Origin of the sequence: Tidjanibacter massiliensis, assembly GCF_900104605.1 — a bacterium.
GTDB classification, from domain to species: Bacteria; Bacteroidota; Bacteroidia; order Bacteroidales; family Rikenellaceae; genus Tidjanibacter; species Tidjanibacter inops.
Genome location: NZ_LT629960.1, coordinates 1862851 through 1886126 on the forward strand (window position 1 = coordinate 1862851; position 23276 = coordinate 1886126).

General features: G+C 54.8%; 18 protein-coding genes. 10 read left to right on the top strand and 8 right to left on the bottom strand.

The window, feature by feature from the left end:
- Positions 1-42: 42 nt before the first annotated feature.
- Positions 43-579 (bottom strand): nitroreductase family protein, encoded by a 537-nt coding sequence (locus BQ5361_RS08910; RefSeq protein ID WP_035471339.1) that lies wholly within the window; start codon positions 577-579, stop codon positions 43-45.
- 349 nt (positions 580-928) lie between these two features.
- Complete coding sequence (gene sppA / locus BQ5361_RS08915; RefSeq protein ID WP_035471336.1) at positions 929-2734, bottom strand: signal peptide peptidase SppA; 1806 nt, start codon at positions 2732-2734, stop codon at positions 929-931.
- A gap of 424 nt (positions 2735-3158) precedes the next feature.
- Between sppA and BQ5361_RS08920 the strand changes: the two genes are divergently transcribed.
- The 3 genes from BQ5361_RS08920 to BQ5361_RS08930 all read left to right on the top strand — a co-directional run bounded on the left by BQ5361_RS08920 (position 3159) and on the right by BQ5361_RS08930 (position 6380).
- A complete protein-coding gene (locus tag BQ5361_RS08920) occupies positions 3159-4226 on the top strand; it encodes an Mrp/NBP35 family ATP-binding protein (RefSeq protein WP_035471333.1) in 1068 nt (355 codons plus the stop codon).
- 566 nt (positions 4227-4792) lie between these two features.
- A complete protein-coding gene (gene nadA / locus BQ5361_RS08925; RefSeq protein WP_035471331.1) occupies positions 4793-5728 on the top strand; it encodes a quinolinate synthase NadA in 936 nt (311 codons plus the stop codon).
- Between the two features lie 76 nt (positions 5729-5804).
- Positions 5805-6380: a type I phosphoribosyltransferase gene (locus BQ5361_RS08930; RefSeq protein WP_052130927.1), complete on the top strand. Its 576-nt coding sequence runs from the start codon at positions 5805-5807 to the stop codon at positions 6378-6380.
- Positions 6381-6588: 208 nt separating this feature from the next.
- Here BQ5361_RS08930 and BQ5361_RS08935 read toward each other — a convergent pair whose 3' ends face one another.
- Complete coding sequence (locus tag BQ5361_RS08935) at positions 6589-7623, bottom strand: DHH family phosphoesterase (protein ID WP_022063945.1); 1035 nt, start codon at positions 7621-7623, stop codon at positions 6589-6591.
- Positions 7624-7871: 248 nt separating this feature from the next.
- Here BQ5361_RS08935 and BQ5361_RS08940 point away from each other — a divergent pair, with 248 nt between their 5' ends.
- The 6 genes from BQ5361_RS08940 to BQ5361_RS08965 all read left to right on the top strand — a co-directional run bounded on the left by BQ5361_RS08940 (position 7872) and on the right by BQ5361_RS08965 (position 14525).
- Positions 7872-8852, top strand: a complete 981-nt coding sequence (locus tag BQ5361_RS08940; RefSeq protein WP_257525892.1) for a type I phosphomannose isomerase catalytic subunit — start codon at positions 7872-7874, stop codon at positions 8850-8852.
- A gap of 59 nt (positions 8853-8911) precedes the next feature.
- The gene (gene nth, locus BQ5361_RS08945) at positions 8912-9559 is read left to right on the top strand and encodes an endonuclease III (protein WP_035471327.1); all 648 of its coding nucleotides are present in this window, start codon (positions 8912-8914) and stop codon (positions 9557-9559) included.
- An 84-nt stretch (positions 9560-9643) separates the two neighbouring features.
- Positions 9644-10933, top strand: a complete 1290-nt coding sequence (gene tyrS, locus BQ5361_RS08950) for a tyrosine--tRNA ligase (protein WP_022063942.1) — start codon at positions 9644-9646, stop codon at positions 10931-10933.
- Positions 10934-11036: 103 nt separating this feature from the next.
- On the top strand, positions 11037-12521 hold the full coding sequence (locus BQ5361_RS08955; protein ID WP_052130926.1) for a M20/M25/M40 family metallo-hydrolase: 1485 nt from the start codon (positions 11037-11039) through the stop codon (positions 12519-12521).
- Between the two features lie 41 nt (positions 12522-12562).
- Positions 12563-13606 (top strand): stealth family protein, encoded by a 1044-nt coding sequence (locus tag BQ5361_RS08960; protein WP_035471324.1) that lies wholly within the window; start codon positions 12563-12565, stop codon positions 13604-13606.
- A complete protein-coding gene (locus BQ5361_RS08965; RefSeq protein ID WP_035471321.1) occupies positions 13596-14525 on the top strand; it encodes a glycosyltransferase family 2 protein in 930 nt (309 codons plus the stop codon). Before BQ5361_RS08960 ends, BQ5361_RS08965 begins: the two co-directional genes overlap by 11 nt.
- A 324-nt stretch (positions 14526-14849) precedes the next feature.
- On the opposite strand, the gene BQ5361_RS08975 is transcribed toward BQ5361_RS08965, so the two are convergent.
- The gene (locus tag BQ5361_RS08975) at positions 14850-15299 is read right to left on the bottom strand and encodes a cupin domain-containing protein (protein ID WP_035471316.1); all 450 of its coding nucleotides are present in this window, start codon (positions 15297-15299) and stop codon (positions 14850-14852) included.
- Between the two features lie 318 nt (positions 15300-15617).
- Between BQ5361_RS08975 and BQ5361_RS08980 the strand changes: the two genes are divergently transcribed.
- Positions 15618-17303, top strand: coding sequence for a glutamine--tRNA ligase/YqeY domain fusion protein (locus BQ5361_RS08980; protein WP_035471313.1), 1686 nt, complete (start codon positions 15618-15620; stop codon positions 17301-17303).
- A 214-nt stretch (positions 17304-17517) separates the two neighbouring features.
- Here BQ5361_RS08980 and mnmG read toward each other — a convergent pair whose 3' ends face one another.
- From mnmG to BQ5361_RS09000, 4 genes are all read right to left on the bottom strand, one after another.
- Positions 17518-19425: a tRNA uridine-5-carboxymethylaminomethyl(34) synthesis enzyme MnmG gene (gene mnmG / locus BQ5361_RS08985; RefSeq protein WP_035471311.1), complete on the bottom strand. Its 1908-nt coding sequence runs from the start codon at positions 19423-19425 to the stop codon at positions 17518-17520.
- 298 nt (positions 19426-19723) lie between these two features.
- Positions 19724-20191, bottom strand: coding sequence for an rRNA maturation RNase YbeY (ybeY, locus tag BQ5361_RS08990; RefSeq protein WP_022063935.1), 468 nt, complete (start codon positions 20189-20191; stop codon positions 19724-19726).
- Positions 20192-20328: 137 nt separating this feature from the next.
- The gene (locus tag BQ5361_RS08995; RefSeq protein WP_035471308.1) at positions 20329-21531 is read right to left on the bottom strand and encodes a murein hydrolase activator EnvC family protein; all 1203 of its coding nucleotides are present in this window, start codon (positions 21529-21531) and stop codon (positions 20329-20331) included.
- On the bottom strand, positions 21532-23250 hold the full coding sequence (locus tag BQ5361_RS09000) for a tetratricopeptide repeat protein (RefSeq protein ID WP_022063933.1): 1719 nt from the start codon (positions 23248-23250) through the stop codon (positions 21532-21534).
- Positions 23251-23276: the final 26 nt, after the last annotated feature.

Genomic DNA, 23276 nt, shown 5'->3' on the forward strand with positions numbered 1-23276 from the left:
CTCCGCCGAAAAGTGCCGACACCGCTCCCGACAAAGAAGGTCTCACGGCAGGATGACGACCCTGTCATCCGCGTCGGGTATCTCCTCCTTTCGGATAGGGGCCGGTTCGGCCGTATGCCCTATCGCCACTGCACACAGAATGCGCCTGCTCTCCGGTACTGGCAGGAACGAACGCAAATAATCCTCTGCGGCGGGGCCGCCGGGCTCCTCTCTGCGTCGCGGCCGTCCGGCGACATGTACCCAACAACTGCCCAGTTCCAATGCCTGCGCAGCGAGCTGTACATAGGTAGCCGATATGGCGGCATTCACCTCCCACAGGTCGCTCCGTAGCTGGTCGCCCATCACAAGTATTACGAGCGGGGCCTTCTCCACGAACGCCGAACCGTAATCCCTCATCCGGGCTATCCGGCCGATAAGCTCCGGCTCCTCTACCACCATAAAACTGCTGCTGCGCGTATTTTTCGCAGAGGGCGCCGACAACGCAGCCTTCAGTATCCGGGTTATCGCCGCCTGTTCTACCGGTTCGCCAGTAAAACTGCGGACGCTGTGCCTCCGTTCCACCAATTCGAAAAACTCCATATTTCCTCCTTTTTCTCTCTCCACGCAGCATCCGCCCGACCCGCTTTGCAAATGCGGACCGCAGGACGGCAACCGCCGCGACAAGAGGCTGCAAACCCCCTGGACTATCTGATGACAAAGTTATAAAAACTTATGTCATATCTTTCATTCCGGCCGACCGCTTTCGGAACGGTCTCCCTAAGCATCGGAAAGCCAACAAGGATACCAAGCGTCGGGATTCGGAACAGAGGCACCCTCCCGCCGCAACGACCGGACACCGACACCGGACATAACGCCACGGTGTACCATGACAATGCACCGTCCGAATCTTCCCCATTGCCGACACTCCCCCGTATAGGGAGAGACCGGCCTATTCGAAGGATATCGTATAGGGCATCAGCGCCATCACTCCGTCCTCCCGAAGCGTACGGCTGAGCATATCGTAATGCACGAACGCCTCGCCGAGTTCACCGTGCACGCAGGCCGCGGAGAAGCGCTGCATCCGTGCAGAGAACATCGAAAGGAATGCGGCAAACGAATCGGGTTCGGAAAGTATCTCGTACACCCGGAAATCGGCGGCGATACCGGCCCGGTCAGCAGCCAGCGCCACCGCATCCGAAAGGCCGCCGAAACCGTCCACGAGGCCGTTCTTTTTAGCTTCCGTTCCGAGCCATACCCTGCCCTGACCTATCTCATCGACCTGCTCGAAGGTCATGTTCCGGCCTGCGGCCACATGCTCGACAAAAGTACCGTAGGTCTTCTCGACCTGCCCCTGTAGGAATGCACGTTCGGCCGGCATCAACGGCCGCGCGATGCTGCCCATATCGGCATAAGCGTTGGTCTTGGCCACATCCACCGTAATGCCCACCTTGTCGCGCAGCGTCTTTTCCAGATTGAGTTTCATTCCGAACACACCGATGGAACCTGTCTGCGTGGTGCGGTCGGCGAGTATCACATCGGCCGGAGCGGAGATGTAATAACCTCCCGAAGCCGCCACACCGCCCATGGAGACCACAACGGGCTTCACCTCGCGGCAAAGTTCCATTTCGCGCCACACCACATCCGAAGCGAGAGCGCTTCCGCCCGGGGAATTGACCCGAAGTACGACCGCCTTTACACCGTTGTCCTCACGGGCCTGGGCTATCTGGTCGGCCAACGTGGCACCTCCCACCGCACCGGGATAACTCTCGCCGTCCACGATTTGTCCGTCGGCATATATCAGGGCCACTTTGTTTTTGGAGACTTTACGGGCATGTACGGCCCGTGCCGCTATGTAATCGCCGAGGGAGACGGCATTGAAATCGGTATGTTCCGACACGGAAGCGGCCGAAAGTTCCTCTCCGCGGCAGAGGGCGGAGAGCATGTCCGCCATCTCGTCCCGATAGAGAACACCGTCCACGAAACCGAACCGCAAGGCATCATCCGGTTCACGCACCGCCATCTCCTCCGCATATTGCCGGAGCTTATCGGCCGGTATGCCGCGGGATTCGGAAATATCCGCCAGCATGACATCCCACAGGGAATTGACGAGGGTGGTCATCTGCAAACGGTTGGCCGGACTCATCCGGTCGGTGATATAGGGCTCCACCGCCGACTTGAACGTACCGTGCCGGATAATTTCAACGTCTACTCCGAGTTTATCGAGCAACCCTTTATAAAACATTACATTGGCTGCAACTCCCCGCCAGTCCATGAACCCTTCCGGATGAATGAACACCCTGTCGGCGGCGGAAGAGAGCCAGTAGGCCGGCTGCGAATAAACTTCGTTGTAAGCTACAACGAACTTGCCCGACTCCTTGAAACGCAGCAACTCGCTACGCAGCTCCTCCATATTGCCGTAATTGACCGCACCCGAACCCGCTATATTGATATATATCCCCTTGATATTGGGGTCCGAAGCGGCAAGCCGGACAGCATCGGTCACCTCGAGCATCGTATTGGAAGTCTCCAACCTTCTCCTGTTCACGTCGAAAGCCCCGAACCGGTTATCCGGAGAATCGACTATCCCGGAACGAAAATCCACCACGAGGACGGCATCCGAAGGAACATACACTTGCCGCTGTCCGAAGGAGGCGGCAATCCCTCCTATAATCGAAAACAGCACGAACCACATCAGCACCGTTCCCACGAAAAACGCCAGCAAAGCGGCTCCGAAAGTCTTGAAAAAATTCTTCATCTTCGTTATATTTATATTTATTGCATGCAATAGGAAAGTCTACAAAATTACAAGATAATTTTCTTATACTTATCGTAATTCGATATTTTTTTATTAAGTAACAAACAACTCCGTGCCTTTGAATCTCCTTCTCATCACGAATCGGTTCTATTTGCCCCAACCGAACCGTTGCGCAAACGCATACCGGGTTTCCGCCGGACGTTTGTCTCCGGTCCGAAGCGGATGTTTCATATATTCCCGCATTGCATCTGCAAACGGGTACCGACGTGTCGTCAGACGACCGTTTTCGGCTCTCATCGAATATATTCCGTCATTTCGCTTCAAACGAACCGCTTCGCAAGCGTACACCGGACATGCACTTTCGTATCTCAGCGAATATAATTTTGTTATATTTGTATCGTTGTTACAATAAAACCGAACACCAATGACTGAATACGAAAACAGGATAAAATCGGTACTCGGCGGCATCGTGCATCCGGAAACGGGAGAAGATATCGTTTCATCGGGTATCGTCGAGCATATCACGGCCAACGGACAGGATGCAGTCATCACCCTCGCCTTCCGCAAACGGCGCGACCCGTTCGCCAACTCCATCAAACGGCAGGTAACAGCGGCAGTGACCGAAGCATTCCCCGAATTGGCCGGCAAGATAGCCGTTACGGAAAAGGAAGAGGCTCCGGCACCGCCCGTAAAAGAGAAAGTATCCTCCACGGCTGGCATACGACATATCCTCGCAATCGCCTCCGGCAAGGGAGGAGTCGGCAAATCGACCGTCACGGCCAACCTGGCCGTAACGCTACGCGACATGGGTTACAGCGTCGGAATACTCGATGCGGATATCTACGGACCCTCCATGCCGAAGATGTTCGGCGTTGAAGGATATACGCCGCAGGCAATTCTCCGCGACGAACAGGAGTACATCCTGCCGGCCGAAACCGGAGGCATCAAAATCGCCTCGATAGGTTTTTTCATCTCGCCCGACGACGCTCTTATCTGGCGCGGCCCCATGGCGACGACCGCCCTGAAGCAACTGCTCCATCAGACGCTTTGGGAAGGACTGGACTATCTGCTCATCGACCTCCCTCCCGGAACGGGGGATGTCCACCTTTCGGTAGTCGGAGAGGTAAAGGTAAACGGAGCCATCGTGGTTTCCACACCCCAGCAGGTGGCCGTGGCCGACGTGCGGCGCGGCGTGAACATGTTCCGCGCAGAGGGCATCGACGTACCCGTACTCGGTATCATCGAAAACATGGCCTGGTTCACTCCGGCGGAACTCCCGAACAACCGGTACTACCTGTTCGGAAAGGGGGGAGCACGGAACATGGCCCGTACCGAAGGCATCGATTTTCTCGGAGATATTCCTATCGTCCAATCGGTTATGGAAGGTGGTGAGAACGGAACGCCGGCAGTATCCATCCATCCGGAAGTAAAAAAATACTATCGGGAGATAGCGGACAAGATTGTCGAAAAGCTGGAAAAAACCGACCGCTGAGTGTTGAAAAGCGAGAAAGAAACTGTTCGCAAATGTTGAAAGATTCCCCCTTTTCCAGCTGGGAAATGCCGTCAATCCGTATATACGGGAATACGAAGGAAAAAAACAAGGAAAATCTTTCATCGGCCGTTACGGAATTATCGACAGCATCTGCACACGGGCAGGCATCCGTTTTGCCGCTGTCGATATGTTGATAACATTATGAACAGCTATTGACAACTCCGCCGCTTCCCTCCGCCGGACGCATCCTCTCCTTGCGACACACAAGATAGGGAGAAAGGCACCGACAAACGGACGGACAAGACATGATGAAGACGGAAAACGGAAAAATGCCGCCCTATCTGAAAGTTACATGGCTGTTTTTCAGTAATATATATACAAAAAACTGAAAGACACATGGATAAAGCGAAGTCATGCGGACACTTTCCTACCGGGAGCAATGTTGATAATTTTTGGCAATTTGTCCGGAAAGCGGAATATAAGGAGTTATCAACATTATGAACAGGCTTTATTATTGTTATTTTCTTTTTAAGATTTAATTAAGAAATAAATAAAAAAATAAAAAGATGGCTGACAACACGACTCTGGCGGATAAGATAGCGGCGTTGAAAAGAGAGAAGAACGCCGTGATTCTCGCTCATTACTATACGCGGCCCGAAGTGCAGCAGGTGGCGGATTTCATCGGGGATTCCCTCGCACTTTCCCAGGCCGCAGCGGCGACCGATGCGGACATTATCCTTTTTGCGGGCGTCTATTTCATGGCCGAGACGGCCAAGGTGCTGTCGCCGGGGAAAAAGGTGCTGATACCCGACCCGGCTGCCGGGTGTTCCCTGGCCGATTCTTGCAGCGCTGCGGATTTCCGCAGGTTCCGCGAACGGTATCCCGACCATAAGGTGGTGGCCTATGTCAATACCTCGGTTGAGGTGAAGGCACTGACAGATATCTGTTGTACCTCGTCCAACGCCGTGAAAATCATCCGGGCGCTGGAGGGACAGAAGATACTGTTCGCCCCGGACCGCAATCTTGGGGATTACCTGAAGCGGGTGACCGGCCGCGACGACATCGTGTTGTGGGACGGAGCGTGTCATGTGCATGAGAAATTCTCGCTCGAAAAGATTCTCGAACTGAAAAGGGAACATCCGGACGCCAAGGTGCTTGCCCATCCCGAATGCAAGAAACCGGTGCTGCTGGCTGCCGATTTTGTGGGGAGTACGGCGGCTATCATTGATTACGTAGGTTCCGATGGCGGGAAGAAGTATATCATCGTAACCGAATCGGGTATCTTGTTCGAACTGCAGGAGAAGTATCCGGAAATCGATTTTATTCCGGCTCCTCCGACGGATTCCACCTGCGGATGCAACGACTGCGAATATATGAAACTCGTGACGCTCCCGAAGATATACGATGCGCTTGTGAACGAATCTCCCGAAGTCGTGATTGACGAGGAGGTGAGGCGCCGGGCCGAGGGCTCTATCCGCAACATGCTCGGCATGTCGAAATAGGGCCGTCTTTTTCGTGCCGCACTGCCGGAGCGGAGGGACGTGCCGTTTTCTTCCGGGAGAAAAAGACGTTTGTGCCATGACACTGGAAACGGTAAGAAACAGGATAAGGTTTTACAGGGATTTTCCGAAGGAGGGCATCCTGTTCATTGATTTGCTGCCGCTGCTGGGCGATTCGGATATATTCGCCTGGGTAGTCCGGGAGATAGCCGTGCGTATCTCCTCTCCGAATGTGGCGGTTCCCGAGGCCCGTGGTTTTCTCTTCGCCTCGCCGCTGCTTACCGTACCCGGCGGGGTAAAAAGTCTTCTGATATTTCGCAAAAGCGGGAAATTGCCGGCCCGGGCCGATGATTTGGTGAAGATACCGATAGAGAAGGAGTATGGCGACGACAGTCTCTATTTCCGTAAATCCGATTTGAAAGCGGCACGGACGGAGGACGGTTCGGTGGAGGTGACCGTTTTTGACGATGTATTGGCTACCGGTGGGACGGCCGAGGGGATGGCTTTGGAGCTGAACAGGCTGACTGTCGAAACGGCTGCCGGCCTGTTGCCGGTACGGGTACGGGAATTTGTCTTTCTTGCAGAGATAGCGGATATCGGAGCCCGTTCCCGGCTTGAACGGATTGCTCCTGTCGAATCGTTGCTGCGTTTCTGATTGGGCGGTGCGTCCTCCCTTCCGGAACTTCCGGAGATGGGGAATGTACGGATGTTCCGGTCTTTTAGCCGGTATGTCCGGGCGGGAACCGTGCAGAAAGCCCGGGTGCTGGAGCAGGCGTAATGTTACCGGCAGCTTGAATGGAAAGAAATACCCGAAAAAACTGAAGTTTTTTCGGGTATTTCGTATTGCCGTCGTCCGGTTTTCGTTATTCCGGCATCTTTGCCGGATGGAAGAACTCTGTTACGGCCTGTTCGAATCTCGCTACGGTCTTTTCAATGGTATCGTAGGATTTGCCTCCCGAGGCGTTCTTGTGTCCCCCTCCGTTGAAATATTTGGAAGCGAACAGGCTGACGTCCACATCTCCCCGCGAACGGAAGGAAATACGGATGAACTTGTGGGTTTCTATGAACATCGCGGACATCTGTACGGATGCAATCGAGAGTGGATAATTGACGAATCCCTCGCTGTCGCCTACTTGAAAGTCGAAACGCCTCATTTCATTCTCTTTCAATGCTATGTACGCTGCCCGTCCGTTCTCTATCATGCGCATCTTGTCGAGCAGCACATAGCCGAGCAGCCGCACTCTTCCTTCGCTGTAGGAGTTATAGACCTTCGAATTGATGTCGGGGATGTTGATTCCTTTCTCGATGAGTCCCGCAACGGCCCGGAACAGTCCCGGGGTGAGGAAACTGAAGGAGAAATTGCCGGTGTCGGTCATTATCCCGACGTAGAGCGACTCGGCCGCCTCCCGGTCGAATACGTCGAGTCCCGTCAGCCTTTCCGTTATCTGGTAGACCAGGTAGGAGGTGGAACAAGAGGTGGGGTCGGAGAATACCAATGTATATTCGTCCGTCGGCGGGTCGAGGTGATGGTCTATCAGTATCCTGACTGCTTTCCGGTTATCAATGATGTGACGGCTGAGATTTTCGAGCCGGTCTATCCGGTTGAAGTCGAGAAAGAAGATGATGTCGGCATTGTCCACCGCACCGATGGCCCGTTCGTTCTCCTCTTTGGCGATGATGACGTCCCGGATACCCGGCATCCAGGAGAGGAATCCGGGATATTTGTTTGGAACGAGGCACTGTACGTCATGGCCGAGCGAACGGAGCACTTTGGCCCAAGCGAGCGAAGAACCGATGGCGTCTCCGTCCGGATTGGTATGCGCCAGAATGGCGATGTGTTTCGGAGTGTCGGTTATGTATCCTTTCAGTATTTCGATTTTTTGTTCCAAATCTTTCATACACAAACAATTCTCTGCCTTCCTCTCACGTTTTTTCCTTGTCGCCGATAGACGAAGTTACGAATTTTACCCGAAATAAAAAATTCAGCGGTTTCCTCCCTGTCCGCTATCCTGTACGGCCGGAAAGCGGAACGATGCCTGCGGGGTTCTCCGAATGTGCGTCTGATACGAATGTATCGACGGATATTTTCGTATTTTTGCCGATGGGTCCCGCCGGATGGAGGCGGCCTGTCAAAAATATGGAAGTCATGCTCTATCCGTTAAAGTTCAAACCTATCCTGAAGTCCCAGATATGGGGGGGCGACAGGCTTGTGAAGGCAGGAAAGAGACTGCCCGCAAAATTGTCCGCTGCTGCCGGAAGTATCGGCGAAAGTTGGGAGATATCCGGTGTGGAAGGAGATGTTTCGGTAGTGTCCAACGGTTTTCTCAAGTCGAACAATCTGGAGGAGATAACCGAAGTCTATATGGGCGACCTGGTCGGAGAGAAGGTGTACGATACCTACGGACTGGAGTTTCCGGTATTGGTGAAGTTCATCGACGCGCACGATGTGTTGTCGGTGCAGGTGCATCCGGATGACGGACTCGCACGGGAGAGACACGGTAGTCGCGGCAAGACCGAGATGTGGTATGTGGCGGACTGCGAACCGGGAGCTTACCTGTATGTGGGTTTCAATCGTCCGGTAACGCGCGACGAGTATTTGCGGGCGGTTTCTGAGGGTACTCTGACCGACCTGCTGATGCGTTACGAGGTTCGGAAGGGAGATGCGTATTATATTCCGGCAGGTACGGTCCATGCAATAGGACCCGGACTGCTCATCGCCGAAATACAGGAGACTTCGGATATTACCTACCGTATATCGGATTGGGGTAGGCTCGGCAGGGACGGGAAGCCGCGGCAGCTCCATACGGCGGAGGCTACCGATGCGATAGATTTCAATTACGGAAAGGAGTATTTCAGGCCGGCCGTCGCAGCGCCCGGTAGTGTGAAAGAGATAGTTTCCACTCCTTTTTTCACGACCAACGTGATAGAGGTGGACGGAGAGGTGAGGCGCGACTACGCCTCGCTGGACAGTTTCGTGGCGTATATATGTACCGACGGGGCGCTTCGGGCGGATACCGATGGGGGCAGCGAAAAGCTTGCGGCTCTCGAGAGCCTTTTGCTTCCGGCCGAAATAGACGAAGCGGTCCTGTCCGGAAAGGGGACGCTTCTCGAAGTGTATATGGTATGATATGAACGCAGTCGGCGGTACGCACGTACCGCCGGTGGAATATTGTCGTTGGTATCGTTATGACTACGGAAGAGAGATACAGGGGCATCATCGGATGGTTTTCCGAAAATATGCCCGTCGCGGAGACCGAGCTGCATTACGGTTCCGCATATGAACTTCTGGTTGCTACCATCCTGTCGGCACAGTGTACCGACAAGCGGGTGAACATGACTACTCCGGCCCTGTTCGAACGTTTTCCTACTCCGCAGGTGATGGCCGAAGCCTCTGCGGAGGAGATATTTCCGTATATCAAGAGCATATCCTACCCGAACAACAAGGCGAAGAACCTTGCGGCGATGGCTCGGAAACTCGTGGACGATTTCGGAGGAGTGGTTCCGGACAGTGTGGAGGAGCTCCAGAAACTTCCCGGCGTGGGACGGAAGACAGCCAACGTGGTCGGTTCGGTGGTGTTTCACCGGGAGGTGATGGCAGTGGATACGCATGTTTTCCGCGTATCGCGCAGACTCGGACTGACCCGGAATGCCAAGACGCCCTTGCAGGCCGAACAGCAGCTTACGGCGCATATCCCTTCGTCGCTGTTGCCGAAAGCACACCATTGGCTGATACTCCACGGCCGTTATGTCTGTACGGCCCGCCGTCCGCAGTGCGATACCTGCGGCGTGCGCAAATGGTGCCGGAATCCGGTCGTTCCGGCGGAGAAGGGGTGAACCCTCCCCTTGTCTATTCATGGAGTTTGGGCTATCTTTGTGGGAACGTATCGACAAACCATACAATTTAAACGGAACAAACCGATGAATTTCGCAGAAGAACTGAAATGGCGCGGCATGGTGCACGACATGATTCCGGGCACCGAAGAGTATCTCAAACAGGGAATGGCCACGGCCTATCTCGGCTTCGACCCTACGGCCGATTCGCTGCATATAGGCCATCTGGTGGGCGTGATGATACTGCGGCATTTCCAGCGCTGCGGCCACCGGCCCATCGTCCTCATAGGGGGAGCAACGGGCATGATAGGTGACCCTTCGGGCAAATCGCTCGAACGCAATCTGCTCGACGAGGAGACGCTCCGTCACAACCAGGAGGCCATCAGACGGCAGCTCTCCAGGCTGATAGATTTCGATTCGTCCGCCCCGAATGCCGCCGTTCTGGTCAATAATTACGACTGGATGAAGGGGATGGGGTTCCTCGAATTTATCCGTGATATAGGCAAGCACATTACCGTCAACTACATGATGGCGAAGGATTCCGTGAAAAAGCGCTTCAACGGCGAGGGCGACGGCATGTCCTTTACGGAGTTCACCTACCAGCTCGTGCAGGGTTACGACTTCATGCAGCTTTACCGTAATTACGACTGTCGGCTGCAGTTGGGCGGTTCCGACCAATGGGGCAATATCACCACCGGTGTGGAGCTCATCCGCCGCATCGAGGACGGACAGGTGTACGGCATGACCTGTCCTCTTATCAAAAAGGCGGACGGTACGAAGTTCGGAAAGACCGAGAGCGGCAACGTATGGCTCGATGCCCGCTATACCTCTCCTTACAAGTTCTATCAGTTCTGGCTGAACGTGAGCGACGAGGATGCCAAAAGTTATATCAGGATATTTACGTTTCTTGACCGGGAGACCATCGAAGCCCTTGTTGCCGAACACGAGGCGGCACCGCATGAACGCAGGCTGCAGAAAACGCTCGCACGGGAGCTGACTTGCATGATTCACTCCCGGGAGGAGTACGACAAGGCCGTGGAGGCTTCTGCCATCCTGTTCGGGGGAGCTACTGCGGAGGCTTTGCACCGTCTCGATGAGCAAACGCTTCTGCAGGTTTTCGACGGCGTTCCGCAGTACAGGGTGAGCCGGTCGGCATTGGAGACGGGTATTTCGTTTCCGGAACTTTGCGTGGAGCGATGCCCCGTTTTTCCATCCAAAAGCGAACTTCGCAAGCTGATACAGGGGGGCGGAGTATCCATGAACAAGGAGAAGGTGGAGTCGCCGGAACGTATCGTCGATACCGGCGACCTCATAGCAGGTCGGTATCTCGTACTCCAGAAGGGGAAGAAAAACTATTTCCTGATAATCGCCGAATAGGTCGGCTGAATGTGATTTAAGAGAATCCGGGACGGAATGTGTTCTTTGTCCCGGATTTTTCGTACCTTTCAAACAAAGTATGCAGTAACGAACGGATACAGTTATGGGAAGAAGGTTCATTTTTACGGCGCTGCTGCTGTCGCTCTGCACAGCCGTTTCGGCGCAGGAACAGGTATCGGAGACCCGTTCCAATCTTGAGAGACACGTGCGTACGCTCGCTTCCGACCGGATGCTCGGCCGCCAGGCGGGTACCGACCAGGGGATGCTTGCGTCGTCCTATATCGTTTTTCAGTTTGAAGAGATGGGACTTCGTCCAGGTGCCGACGACGGCGAAGGGAAATCGTTCATGCAGCGTTTCGAGCGCTATTCGGGCAGGTATGCCAATGTAGTGGGATTCATTCCCGGCAGCGACCCCGAACTGCGCGATGAATATATCGTTCTGGGGGCGCATTACGACCATTTGGGATACCGTTTACGCGGCAGGGATACCGTGATATACCACGGTGCCGACGACAATGCTTCCGGTACGGCCGTATTGATAGAGGCGGCGCGTAAACTGATGGAGCGCGAGGGCGAGCTGAAACGCACGGTCATCATCGCTGCTTTCGATGCGGAAGAGATAGGGCTTTACGGTTCCGAAGCGATGGCCGCCAATATGGACATCGACAAGGTGAAGTTCATGGCCAGCATCGATATGGTGGGTTGGCTCCGGGAGGCGGGCTATCTCGAAATCGAACATGCCGGTTCGCTGGCCGGCTGGCAGGAGCTATTCGCATCCATTCCCTGCCCTGCCGGACTCCAGGTCAAACCGCTGAGCGACGGGGGGAGCCTGTTTACGGGTTCCGACCACGATTCGTTTACGGCTGAGAGCGTACCGGCGGTGTTGCTCACGACCGGTACGAAATCGCCCTACCATAAACCGGAAGATACGGCCGACAAGATAGATTACGAAGGATTGGAACTGATAACGGAGTATGTGGCGGCCATGGCGACGGAGCTGTCCGAATGCGACCGCATCGTACCGTCGGACAAATTGCTTAGGAAGCGGGAAGGTCCGCGGACGGTGGAGTTCGCCGTCAGCGGTTCGGTAGGTTCTTCGTACATGTATTACGGTAACGGGGCCGCCGTGAACGGTGCTCCGCGTTTTTCGTGGAATGCGGGAGCTTTCCTGCAGTTCAATATCAACGACGTCTTCGCCATCCGTCCGGAGGTGATTTATAACCACCGTACTTTCCGTTATCCGCAGCAGAACCCGTCGGGAGAGCTGATAGTGACCGATTCGTTCCGCAAGATGGTTTCGCCGACGCTGACCGTACCCGTCAATCTGTTGCTGAAGACGGCCGTGGACAGCGATTATTATATGTACGTGGGTGTGGGCGGTTATTACTCCTATGTGTTCGATACCCGGCTGGATGGCGAACCGATACCCTACAACCGGCACGAGGGAGGTATCTCGATGACCGTGGGATGGAATATCCGTCATGTGGGGGCGGCCTTCACGGGATATTATCCCCTTTCGCGGATGTCGTCCGAAATATTCGGTAAACGCGGTTTTTCGGCCTTTTTTACGATGTATTACAAGTTCTGACGGTCGGAAGGCGGAACGTGATTAACGGTAGTTGTAGATTTATGGGGCATGATGCTGTCGAAATAGATTTCGTGATGCCGTGGGTGGACGGCAGCGACCCGGCTTGGCGGGAGGAGTTTCTGAAATACCGGGCCCTTCAGGCTCCGCAGGGAGAGCCTGCATGTGATACGGGCATGGCAGCGGGTGTGGTCGATGTTTCCGAGGAGCGTTACCGCGACTGGGATACCCTGCGTTACTGGTTTCGCGGCGTGGAACGGTTCGCGCCCTGGGTGAACCGGATACATTTCATCACTTGGGGGTATCTGCCCGCGTGGCTCGATACCGCCCATCCGAAACTGCACGTCGTCCGTCATGCCGACTACATCCCCTCCCCTTATTTGCCTACCTTCAACTCCTGTCCCATCGAACTCAACATGCACCGCATCGAGGGATTGGCAGAGCACTTCGTCTATTTTAACGACGATACGTTTCTGTGTCGGCCTGTCGGTCCCGAACGCTTTTTTCTGAACGGACTGCCGAGGGACGCCGCCCGTCTGGCCGTCATTCCCGCCGAACGGGCCGGCCATAACGTCCTCGAATGCGTGGCGGTCATCAACCGCCGCTACGACAAGCGGGAGGTCGTGCGACGGAATGTGGGCAGGTGGTTCAACAGGTGTTATTCCGTGACCGACATGCTCAAGACGCTGACGCTCATGCCGTGGAGTTTCTTCCCCGGATTCAGGGATTTCCATATGCCCCAACCTTTCCTGAAAGAGACCTTCGTGAGATTATGGAACGAGGAAGCCGGGGCACTCGATGCAACGTGCCGCAGCCGGTTCCGTACGGCCACCGACCTCTCGCAGTGGCTCGTGCGCTACGAACAGCTTGCTTCCGGCCGATTCCGGCCGGTCGGCATGGGAGATACGAAACTGGCGACGCTTTCGGAGGGAGGCATGCCGGAATTGCGGCGTGATATCCTTTCCGGGAGATATGCCATGATATGTATGAACGACAGCAACGACATCCGCGATACGGGAGGCGTCCGCCGGGCACTCACCGATATTTTCGATGCGCTGTTGCCGGAAAAATCCGCCTATGAACGTTGAATTCTCGGTCGTCGTACCGCTTTACAACAAGGAGCGCGAAGTAGGTGCGGCGCTCGACTCGGTGTTGGGACAGCGCCGGCTGCCCCGTGAAATAATCGTTGTGGACGACGGTTCGACCGACGGCGGTGCTGCGGTTGTAGGCGGTTATACATCGCCTTTGATACGTCTCGTGACCCAGAAGAATGCGGGGGTTTCGGCGGCCCGTAACCGGGGGGCGGTTCTGGCACGGAGCGAGTATATTGCCTTTCTCGATGCCGACGACCGCTGGCAGCCCGGTTATCTCGAAAAGATGGCATTCCTGATAGAACAGTATCCCGATTGCGGTGCCTATGCGGCTGCGTTCGACATCGTGAGCGGCGACCGGATATACTCCAACGTACATCCGGCACAGGAGGGAATCGTTCCCGACTTTTTCCGGGAGGCGATGCGTTCCTATATTTGCCAGCCCTCGGCAACGGTCGTTCCGCGTGGCGTTTTTCAGGAGCTCGGGGGGTTTCCGGAAGGGATGAAGATAGGGGAAGACCTCTATTTCTGGATACGGCTGGCAAGCCGTTACCGGATTTGTTTCACGCCGGAAAACCTCGTCCTTTACAGTCGGACGGCTTCGAACCGCTCGGCCGGAATCTATACACCCGAACGGACGGTCTATTCGTTTGAAGATTTGTACTGTCCGCAGGAGGAGAATTCTTTCCGAAACGAGTATATCGCCCGCTGTGCCATCGGAAAGGCATTGACATTGAGTGCTAAGGGAGATACTGCGTTCGGACTGCGTACCGAAAGGTTTTTCGCCTATACGCGGATGTATCGGCGCGGGTGGTGGAAACTCCGTCTTCTGAACCGGATACCGCCGCGTCTGCGCCCTGTCCTGCATGTGTTTTACAACCGCATGGCATGGGCGCTCGCCCGGAAGGGTTTCTGATGCCGCGAAAGGGCGGAAACACCGTTCATTCGGAGGTATCCTTCGCCGCGGCCGAGAACCGATTGGAGAACCGTTTTGAAGAAATACCGGAAAAAACTTTCTCCAGAGAGCGGCGGAGGGCACATCCCGTTATAAACGGCGGAGAATCTCTTCTGCTCGGAGAGCATGTTTTCGAGGTATTCTGATTACGGAGTTACCGGAGTGGAATCGGCGTTATTGCTGTCTCTCCGCTGTCTGTTCGCTCCGGGAAGGGAGATGAGCGAATAGCGAAAGATGCGAAAGGCCCGCAATCGCGCGGGCCCTCCCATATTCCGGTTGGGGATATCACCACTGAACAGGTTCCTGCAGTATGATGCCGTCGGCGGCATCTTCGGCGGTGAAAGTGCCGCTTTTGTACTGCACGCAGAGCATGACGAGCGGCCGGGTGCCGTTGTTGCGTACCGAGCGCTTTCCTGCCGGGGCAACCCGCACGACACTCCCTTCGGATACGGGGAAGACCTGCCCGTCCACCTGGAATTCGCCCGACCCGCTGAGGAAGAAGTAGAGTTCCTCGTGATTTCGGTGGATATGCAGGAAACTGCTTTCCGTTCCGGGCATGAACGATTGGAAAGAGAATTCGCTGCCGGTGGCCTGTACGGCTGTGCCGCCGAACACCTTTCCGGGAATTTTCACTCCGGAACCGAGTTCCATAACATAGTCGTTCAGTTCGTCTGATTTCCCTACGCTGACTGCGTTGAAGTTCGCTCCAGCCGCAATCTTTTCGATTTGTTTCATGACAGTCGTATTTTATGTTTGTGCATGTTGTTTCCGAGATGGCAAAATTAGTATGTTATAATTTATAAAACAATAAGTTACATAAACTACACTTGGTTACCTGCATGTGACCTTTGCAGGCGGTCAGCGATTTTCGGCCGATAAAAATTTGCAATTCCGTGTTGTGTGTCGGACTTCGGTTCCCTGTATTGGACCGGCCGGTGGTCATCACGCGCTTCCGTGCCGGCGTGAACGTACCGAAACAATCGGCAGAACCGGCGGGTTGAAATGACAAGAAAACATCAAAAATCTTAACTTTGCACGAAACAAGCAACCATTATGGCAACGAACGACAACGGGACGGCCGGCCGGGAACGTCCCCTCAATTTTCTGGAAGAGATAATAGAAGACCATATCAACAGTGTGGACGGGAGAATTCATACCCGTTTCCCGCCGGAACCCAACGGCTACCTGCATATAGGCCATGCCAAGAGCATCTGCCTTAATTTCGGTCTTGCGGAGCGGTACGGAGGATTGTGCAACCTCCGTTTCGACGATACCAATCCCGTTAAGGAGGATGTGGAGTATGTCGATTCCATCAAGGAGGATATCCGGTGGCTCGGTTTCCGGTGGGCCGAAGAGCATTATGCCTCGGACTATTTCGAGCAGCTCTACGCATGGGCCGTACAGTTGATTAAGCAGGGATTGGCCTATGTGGACGACCAGTCGCAGGAAGAGATACGTCAGACACGCGGTACGGTGACCGTGCCCGGTACCGAGAGTCCGTGGCGCAACCGCAGTGTGGAGGAGAATCTTGACCTTTTCGCCCGCATGCGGGCCGGCGAATTCCCCGACGGAGAGAAGGTGCTCCGTGCCAAGATTGACATGGCGCACCCGAACATGCTGCTGCGCGACCCCATTATGTACCGTATCCTGCATACCGAACACCACCGTACCGGCGATAAATGGTGCATCTATCCTATGTACGACTATGCGCATGGGCAGAGCGATTCCATAGAGAAGATAACCCACTCCATCTGTACGCTGGAGTTCGACGTGCACCGTCCGCTTTACGATTGGTTCATCGAGAAACTCGGAATCTTTCCCAGCCATCAGTACGAATTCGCCCGGCTCAACCTTACCTATACGGTAATGAGCAAGCGCAAGTTGTTGCAATTAGTTGAAAATAAAATAGTTAATGGATGGGATGACCCTCGTATGCCTACCATTTCCGCTATTCGGCGCAAAGGATATACCCCGGCTGCCGTGCGGGCTTTTGCCGAGCGGGTGGGTGTGGCGAAACGGGATAATGTCATCGACCTTTCGCTGCTTGAGTTCTGTGTCCGGGAGGACCTGAACAAAACGGCCGAACGACGAATGGCGGTACTCGACCCTTTGAAGGTTACCATTATTAACTATCCCGAAGGGAAGACCGAAATGTTCGAGGCTGTCAATAATCCGGAGGATGCTTCGGCGGGAACACGGCCGGTACCCTTCTCGCGCGAGATATATATCGAGCGTACCGATTTCATGGAGGAGCCGCCTAAGAAGTATTACCGTCTCGCACCCGGTACCGAAGTACGGCTGCGTTACTCCTATCTTATTAAATGCGAGGAGGTTGTTAAAGACAATGCAGGCAATGTTGTGGAGTTGAGGTGTACTTACGACCCCCAGTCGGGCAACGGTTCTTCTTCTGATGGACGCAGGGTGAAGGGGGTCATCCATTGGGTGTCTGTTCCCCATGCCCGGGCAGCAGAAGTACGGCTCTACTCCAATCTCTTCACCAAGGAAGACCCTAATGATGTAGAGGAGGGTAAGACTTTTCTCGATTATCTCAATCCGGATTCTGTTGTGGTTCGGACGGGATACGTCGAACCCTCATTGGCACAGGCTGCCGTGGGCGAGAAGTTCCAGTTTGAGCGTGTCGGCTATTTCTGTGTGGACCCTGATTCCCGTCCGGAGCGGATGGTATTCAACCGTACAGTCGGATTGAAAGATACATGGGCTAAAATAGCGGATAAATAGTTTTCTTATTTTTTGAAAAGGGAGGGATGCTCTGCTTATAAGGGGCATCCTTCCCTTTTAATCTTTTCGGAAGTGTTCCACGTGGAACAATAGCATCCCTGAGGGAAGTTGAATTCAGGGGTTATTCGGTTCGGAATAACAAGGATTACTCTGGACTGGAGATTTGAATCCGGGGTTAGGCGGAACGTTCCACGTGGAACACCTGCCTGCCTTTTTATCTTCCGAAGAATATAAGCAGAACGTTGATGTCTGCAGGCGATACACCCGGAATACGCGACGCCTGCCCTATCGTTTGAGGCTTGATGCGGCTTAGCTTTTGACGGGCCTCGATGGTTAGCGATGTCAAAGCATTGTAGTCGAAATCCGGCCGAAGCCGAATATTCTCCAAGCGTCGCATTTTTTCCGCGATGAATCGCTCACGTTCTATATATCCCCTGTATTTTATCTGTATTTCCACCTCCTCTACTATCTCTTCGTCGATATCGTTTTCATGAATGAAGCTATTCAGGTCGGAGAGTACGGTCGTCAATCTTTCGATACTGACACCGTTTCGCAGCAGGATGTCGTAAAGTTTACGCCCCTGTTCGAGCGGATTCGTGCCTATGGATTGCAGGTAACCGTTGATTTCCTCTTTTCCGACACTTCTTTGGCGGATAAAATCAATTAGGTGCTGTGTCAGACGATTTTTTCGTTCAAATGCTTCACGCCGTTCGGATGAAGCAAGTCCGAGTTCAATCGCTTTCGGAGTGAGCCTTAAATCGGCATTGTCTTGCCTAAGCAAGATGCGATATTCTGCCCTGCTGGTGAACATGCGGTAAGGTTCGTCTACGCCTTTGGTAACAAGGTCGTCTATCAGTACGCCGATGTAGGCCTCGTCTCTGGCAAGTACGAAAGGTGCTTTGTCCTGTAATTTCAGAGATGCATTGATGCCGGCCATCAGTCCCTGTGCCGCCGCTTCCTCATAGCCCGTGGTACCGTTTATCTGTCCTGCGAAATAGAGATTGTCCACCCTTTTCGTTTCGAGTGTATGCTTCAGTTGCGTAGGCGGAAAGTAGTCGTATTCTATCGCATATCCCGGTCGATAGATATGAACCTTTTCGAATCCCCGTACTTTGGAGAGCGCTTTGATTTGAACATCCAGCGGCAGCGACGAAGAGAAGCCGTTCAGGTAGTATTCGTTCGTTTCCCTGCCCTCGGGTTCGAGAAAAAGCTGGTGCGAATCCTTGTCGGCGAAGGTACGCAGTTTGTCTTCGATACTGGGACAATAACGCGGCCCTATCCCCTGAATTGTACCGTTGAAGAGCGGCGAATCCGCGAACCCTTCCCGCAGAATATCGTGAACTTCGGCGGTCGTATGTACGAGATAGCAGGGAATCTGGTTGATGACGCTTTTACTGAAGGGCAGGAAAGAGAATTTTGCGGGTTTTTCATCGCCGTATTGGGGTTCCAGTGCGGTAAAATCCACGCTGCGCCCATCTATTCGGGCCGGAGTGCCGGTCTTCATCCGGCCCGCCTCGAAACCGAGGCTGCACAAATATTCGGTAAGTCCGTACGATACGCCGTCGCCTGCCCTGCCTCCCGGAGCGCTGGCCCGTCCGGTATGCATCAGCCCGTTCAGGAAAGTACCGTTGGTGAGGATGACTGCGCGGGCTTTGAAAAGGACGCCTATAATGGTATGCACTCCTGTAATAATGTATTGATTTTCTGATAATTCACTGTCTGAATCCGTCCGTTTCTCCACCGTGAGCCTGTCTACGGTATCCTGCCAGATGCGGAGGTTTTCGGTATTCTCCAGTACCTGACGCCAGGACTCCGAGAAACGGGCTTTGTCGCATTGGGCACGGGGACTCCACATGGCACTTCCTTTCGAGCGGTTCAACATCCTGAATTGGATGGCAGTCCGGTCGGTGATAATGCCCATGTGTCCGCCGAGAGCATCTATCTCTCTTACTATCTGTCCTTTAGCTACTCCGCCTACGGCGGGATTGCACGACATGTTGGCGAATTTGCCCATGTCCATGGTGATGAGCAGGGTTTGTGCTCCGAGTTTTGCAGCGGCTGCAGCGGCTTCGCATCCAGCGTGCCCGCCGCCTACCACGATGATGTCGTATTCGTAAGTCATCTTCTTTCTTGCCCTTGCCGAGGGCGGTCTGTCCGTTGAAATTGTGCGTCGTTTGCGTTCAGCTGGCCGTGCGGTGTGCGCTGGTTCCTTCTCTCCCCTGCCCGTTTGTTGTGAGTCTTTCTGCGGAAAAGATGCAGGGTTGCCGGAGGCACACTCTCCTGGACCCGTAAAAGGGCTTTTCCCGTTGGAAAGACGGGTCGGCGGGTACTCGTTCGGCTATGGATGGAGTGCGCCTGAAAGGGCGGAAAAAGGCCCTTGCCGTGCCTGTGGTACTTCTTGCCTTTCGGAGGCCTTTCCCTTACCGGGCCGGCAGTACGAACGGAGGATAATCTCCGTTCGCCTGACGGTATGCGGCCAGGCTGCGGTCCTCCAATGCACGCATGGCCCGCTCCTCCTCCGGGGTTTTGTCGCCATGGCCGCAGAGGTGCAGTACGCCGTGTATGATGACCCGCATCATCTCCTCCTGCGGCTGCGTCCCGATGGTTTCCGCATTGGAACGTACCGTGTAAGGGTCGATAAAGATGTCTCCGCTGATATTTCGCGTACCGTTCAGGTCGCTGTAATCAAACGTGATGACATCCGTATGGTAGTCGTGGCCGAGATACTGCCTATTGATTCCGATGTGATACTCCGGTGAACAGAAGATATAGGCGATGTCGCCGGGGCTGTACCCTTCGGCGGTTATCACCTCTTTTATCCAAGCCGTTATCCTGCGCCTGCCCTGCGGCAGGAATGTGCACTCTTCCGTGTGGAAACTGACAGCCATTGTTTTGGTAAGTTTGTTAAAGTCCGTTGCGGAATACCGCCATTATCTTCTCAGCCGTATTGTCTGCCGTGGTGCGTGTCCAGGCCTGTTTCCGCTCCGGCCCTGCCCTTTGGGAGACGCCGCATCCGGAACCGCCGTTATCTCGACAGCCACTTTTCCGGATTGAGGAACGTCGTACCCTTCCACAATTCGAAATGCAGGTACCAGTCGTCGTTGTTCGCGGTCGAGGGGAGGTTGCCTATCACCTGGTTCCGTCCGACCGCGTCGTTGGCCTTCACGCTGACCGATTCAAGGTTGGAATAGACCGTATAATAATTTCCGTGATTGACCATCACGCAGTTGTTCAATCCTTTGATGAAGACCACCCTGCTCACGGTTCCTTCGAAAATACACCGCACGGGGGCTCCCTTCTCCCCTGCGATATTGACTCCTTTGTTGTCTATCGTCAAGCCGCGCTGCGTGGGGTGCGGATGCTTGCCGAAACGGTCGATGATTACGCCATCGCTTACCGGATAGGGGAATTTGCCCTCGTTCTGTTCGAAGTTGTTGCTGAGTTCCACCCTCACCCGCTCCTCTGCGGCGGTACGTTTGGTTCCCGCATTGCGGCGGGCCTCCTCTGCGACGAGCCGCTGAAGCTGCTTCTGGGCATTCTGCTTTTCGCGCTCCTTCTGGCGTATCCGGTCGGCCACCTTGCGTTCGTCGGCGGCCAGCCGCGAACTGTTCTTTTTGTAGGTCTGTTCGTCGGCCCGAAGGGTTTGGAGCTCCTTGTCGCGGTTGCTGCGCGAGGTTTCGAGCTGCGCCAACTGGGCATCCAGCCTTTTTACCTCGTCCTGCAACACCGCCGAGAGCGAATCCAGCTCCGAGGCTTTCGCCTCCCGCATCCGGTTGTAGCGCTTCATGTAGTTTATCCGCAGCGTCATCTCCCCGAAGTCGCGCGAGGCGAAGAGAAAAGCCATCGAGTTGTTCAGCAGGTAGTTCTTGTATGCGGCGTATATCATGTCGGCATACTCCTTTTTGAGTACCTCGATGCGCCGGTTCGTTTCCGTTATCTCCTTGTTCTTGGCCGCAATGTCGCGTTCGCAGATGGCGATTTGCTGGTTGAGCGAGGATACGATGCTCTGGCGGTTCGAGATGCGGGATACTATCAGTTTCAGTTCGTTCTGCGTGACGGCCCGTTCGCCCTTTATCTTGCTCAAGAGCGCTTCGTTGCGTCTTATCTCCTCCTCTGCGCGGGCTATCTGTTCATTCAGTGCCTGTATCGAGGACTGCACTCCCTGTGCCCGCAGTCCCGCCGGGACGAGGCAGAGGAGCGAAATCAGTATCAGTAAGGTCCGTTTCATCTATTCCTGTTTCTTTTCCAACCGTTGCCGGATAATCTCCGCATCGTACCCCTTGTCGAGGGCGCGTTTCCAGTAGACTTCCGCCATGAATGCGTCGCCCAACGCATAGAGTATCTCCGCATAATGGAACAGCAGTACCGGACTGCCGGTCATATCGAACGATACGGCCTGCTGCATGACGGTGCGGGCCTCGTCGTATCTTCCGAGCAGATAGAGTATCCACCCTTCCGTGTCGAGGAACGTGGCATTGCCCGGAGTGAGCCCGTTGGCACGGCGGCTCATGTCGAGCGCCTTTTCCAGTTCCCTCCCCTCTTCGCTGAGGTAGTAGGCATAGTTGTTCAGTACGCCGGCATTGTCCGCGTCGAGCCGGAGCGCCTTTTCGTATTGCGTATAGGCTTTACGCGAGTTGCCGAGTTCGTGGTATGCGTCGCCGAGTATTCCTGCCGCTACGCTCCGCGTGGAGTCATCCTTCGCTGCACGGTAAGCCTCCCGGAAGGTACGCACTGCGCCCGCGGCATCGTTCGTGCCGAGGCGGGCGTAGCCTTTGCCGAGCAGGATATCCATATTGTCGGGAAAGCGTGCGAGCGCCATGTCGGAGTATTTCGTTACGGAGTCGGGGCGGTTCAGGAAGGTTTCTATCCCGATGACCTGGTTATAGGCTTCCAGTATGTCGGGTTTCATGCCGATGAACGACTTGTAGAGTCCGAGCGCCTGTTCTATCTCCCCGCCCCGTATCAGGTGCGTGGCATACAGGTCCACCACGTTGTAATCGTCCGGATACTTGGCGATGAGCGTCAATATGAGGGAGTTGATGGCGAAGTAGTTGCGCCGGTAGAACTCCAGGTCGGAGGTGATGTCTTCGAAGATTCTTTTCTTCCCCTCCAGCGGCATGCCGTTGTTTTCGAAAATCAGTTTCAGCGTGGCGAGGTAGTTCCCCGCGTCGTTGGATTTACGGTAGAAATCGGCCAGCGAAGAGAGGGTTTCCATGTTCCCCGAATCGAGCCGCATGGCCTCCGCATAGTTGGCCAGCGCCAGCGAGTCCTTGCCCATCGCGCTGTATATGTCGCCGAGGATACGGTAATTGCCGTCGTCGTAGGGATAGTCGCCGGCCAGCTTTTTCGCCTCCTCCACGGCCTTGTCATAGAGCCTTAGCCGTATCAGTATCTCGCGTTTGTAGGTGGAGAGCTCTTCGAGACGTCCCAACCGCATCTCTGCGGTGTCGAGGATGGCTATCGCCGTAAAGGGTTGCCCCTTGTAGTCGTAAAGGGCTGCCAGCAGCCGGTAGTTGAGCGGATTGTGCGGGTCGTCGCGCATCAGGCGGGTGTAGATGCCCATCGCCTCGTCGTACTTTTCGGACATCACCAGTGCCCGTCCCAACTGGTTCTGATAGGCAAGGTTGGCCGTGTCGAGCGCATTGGCCGTTTGGCTGTAGGCCACGGCCCGCTGTGGGTCGGTTTCGAGCAGTATTTCGGCTATTTCGTAGTAGGCCGGGGCGTAGGAGGAGTCCGCCTGTATGGCGCGGCCGAAGCAGGCGATGCCCGCCTGCATGTCGCCCTTCACGGTATGGGCCTTGATGCCTTCGGCATGGTAGTAATAGGGTGCGTTGCGGCCGGCGAAATCCCCTTCGGCCGCCGCCTGCGACGTGCCGTGCGTGGTCACCGTACAGGATATGAATCCTGCCGCCGCGATGCCTGCTGCTATCACCCTGATGTTTTTCATGCCGTTTCCAAATGATGCGTGCGGAG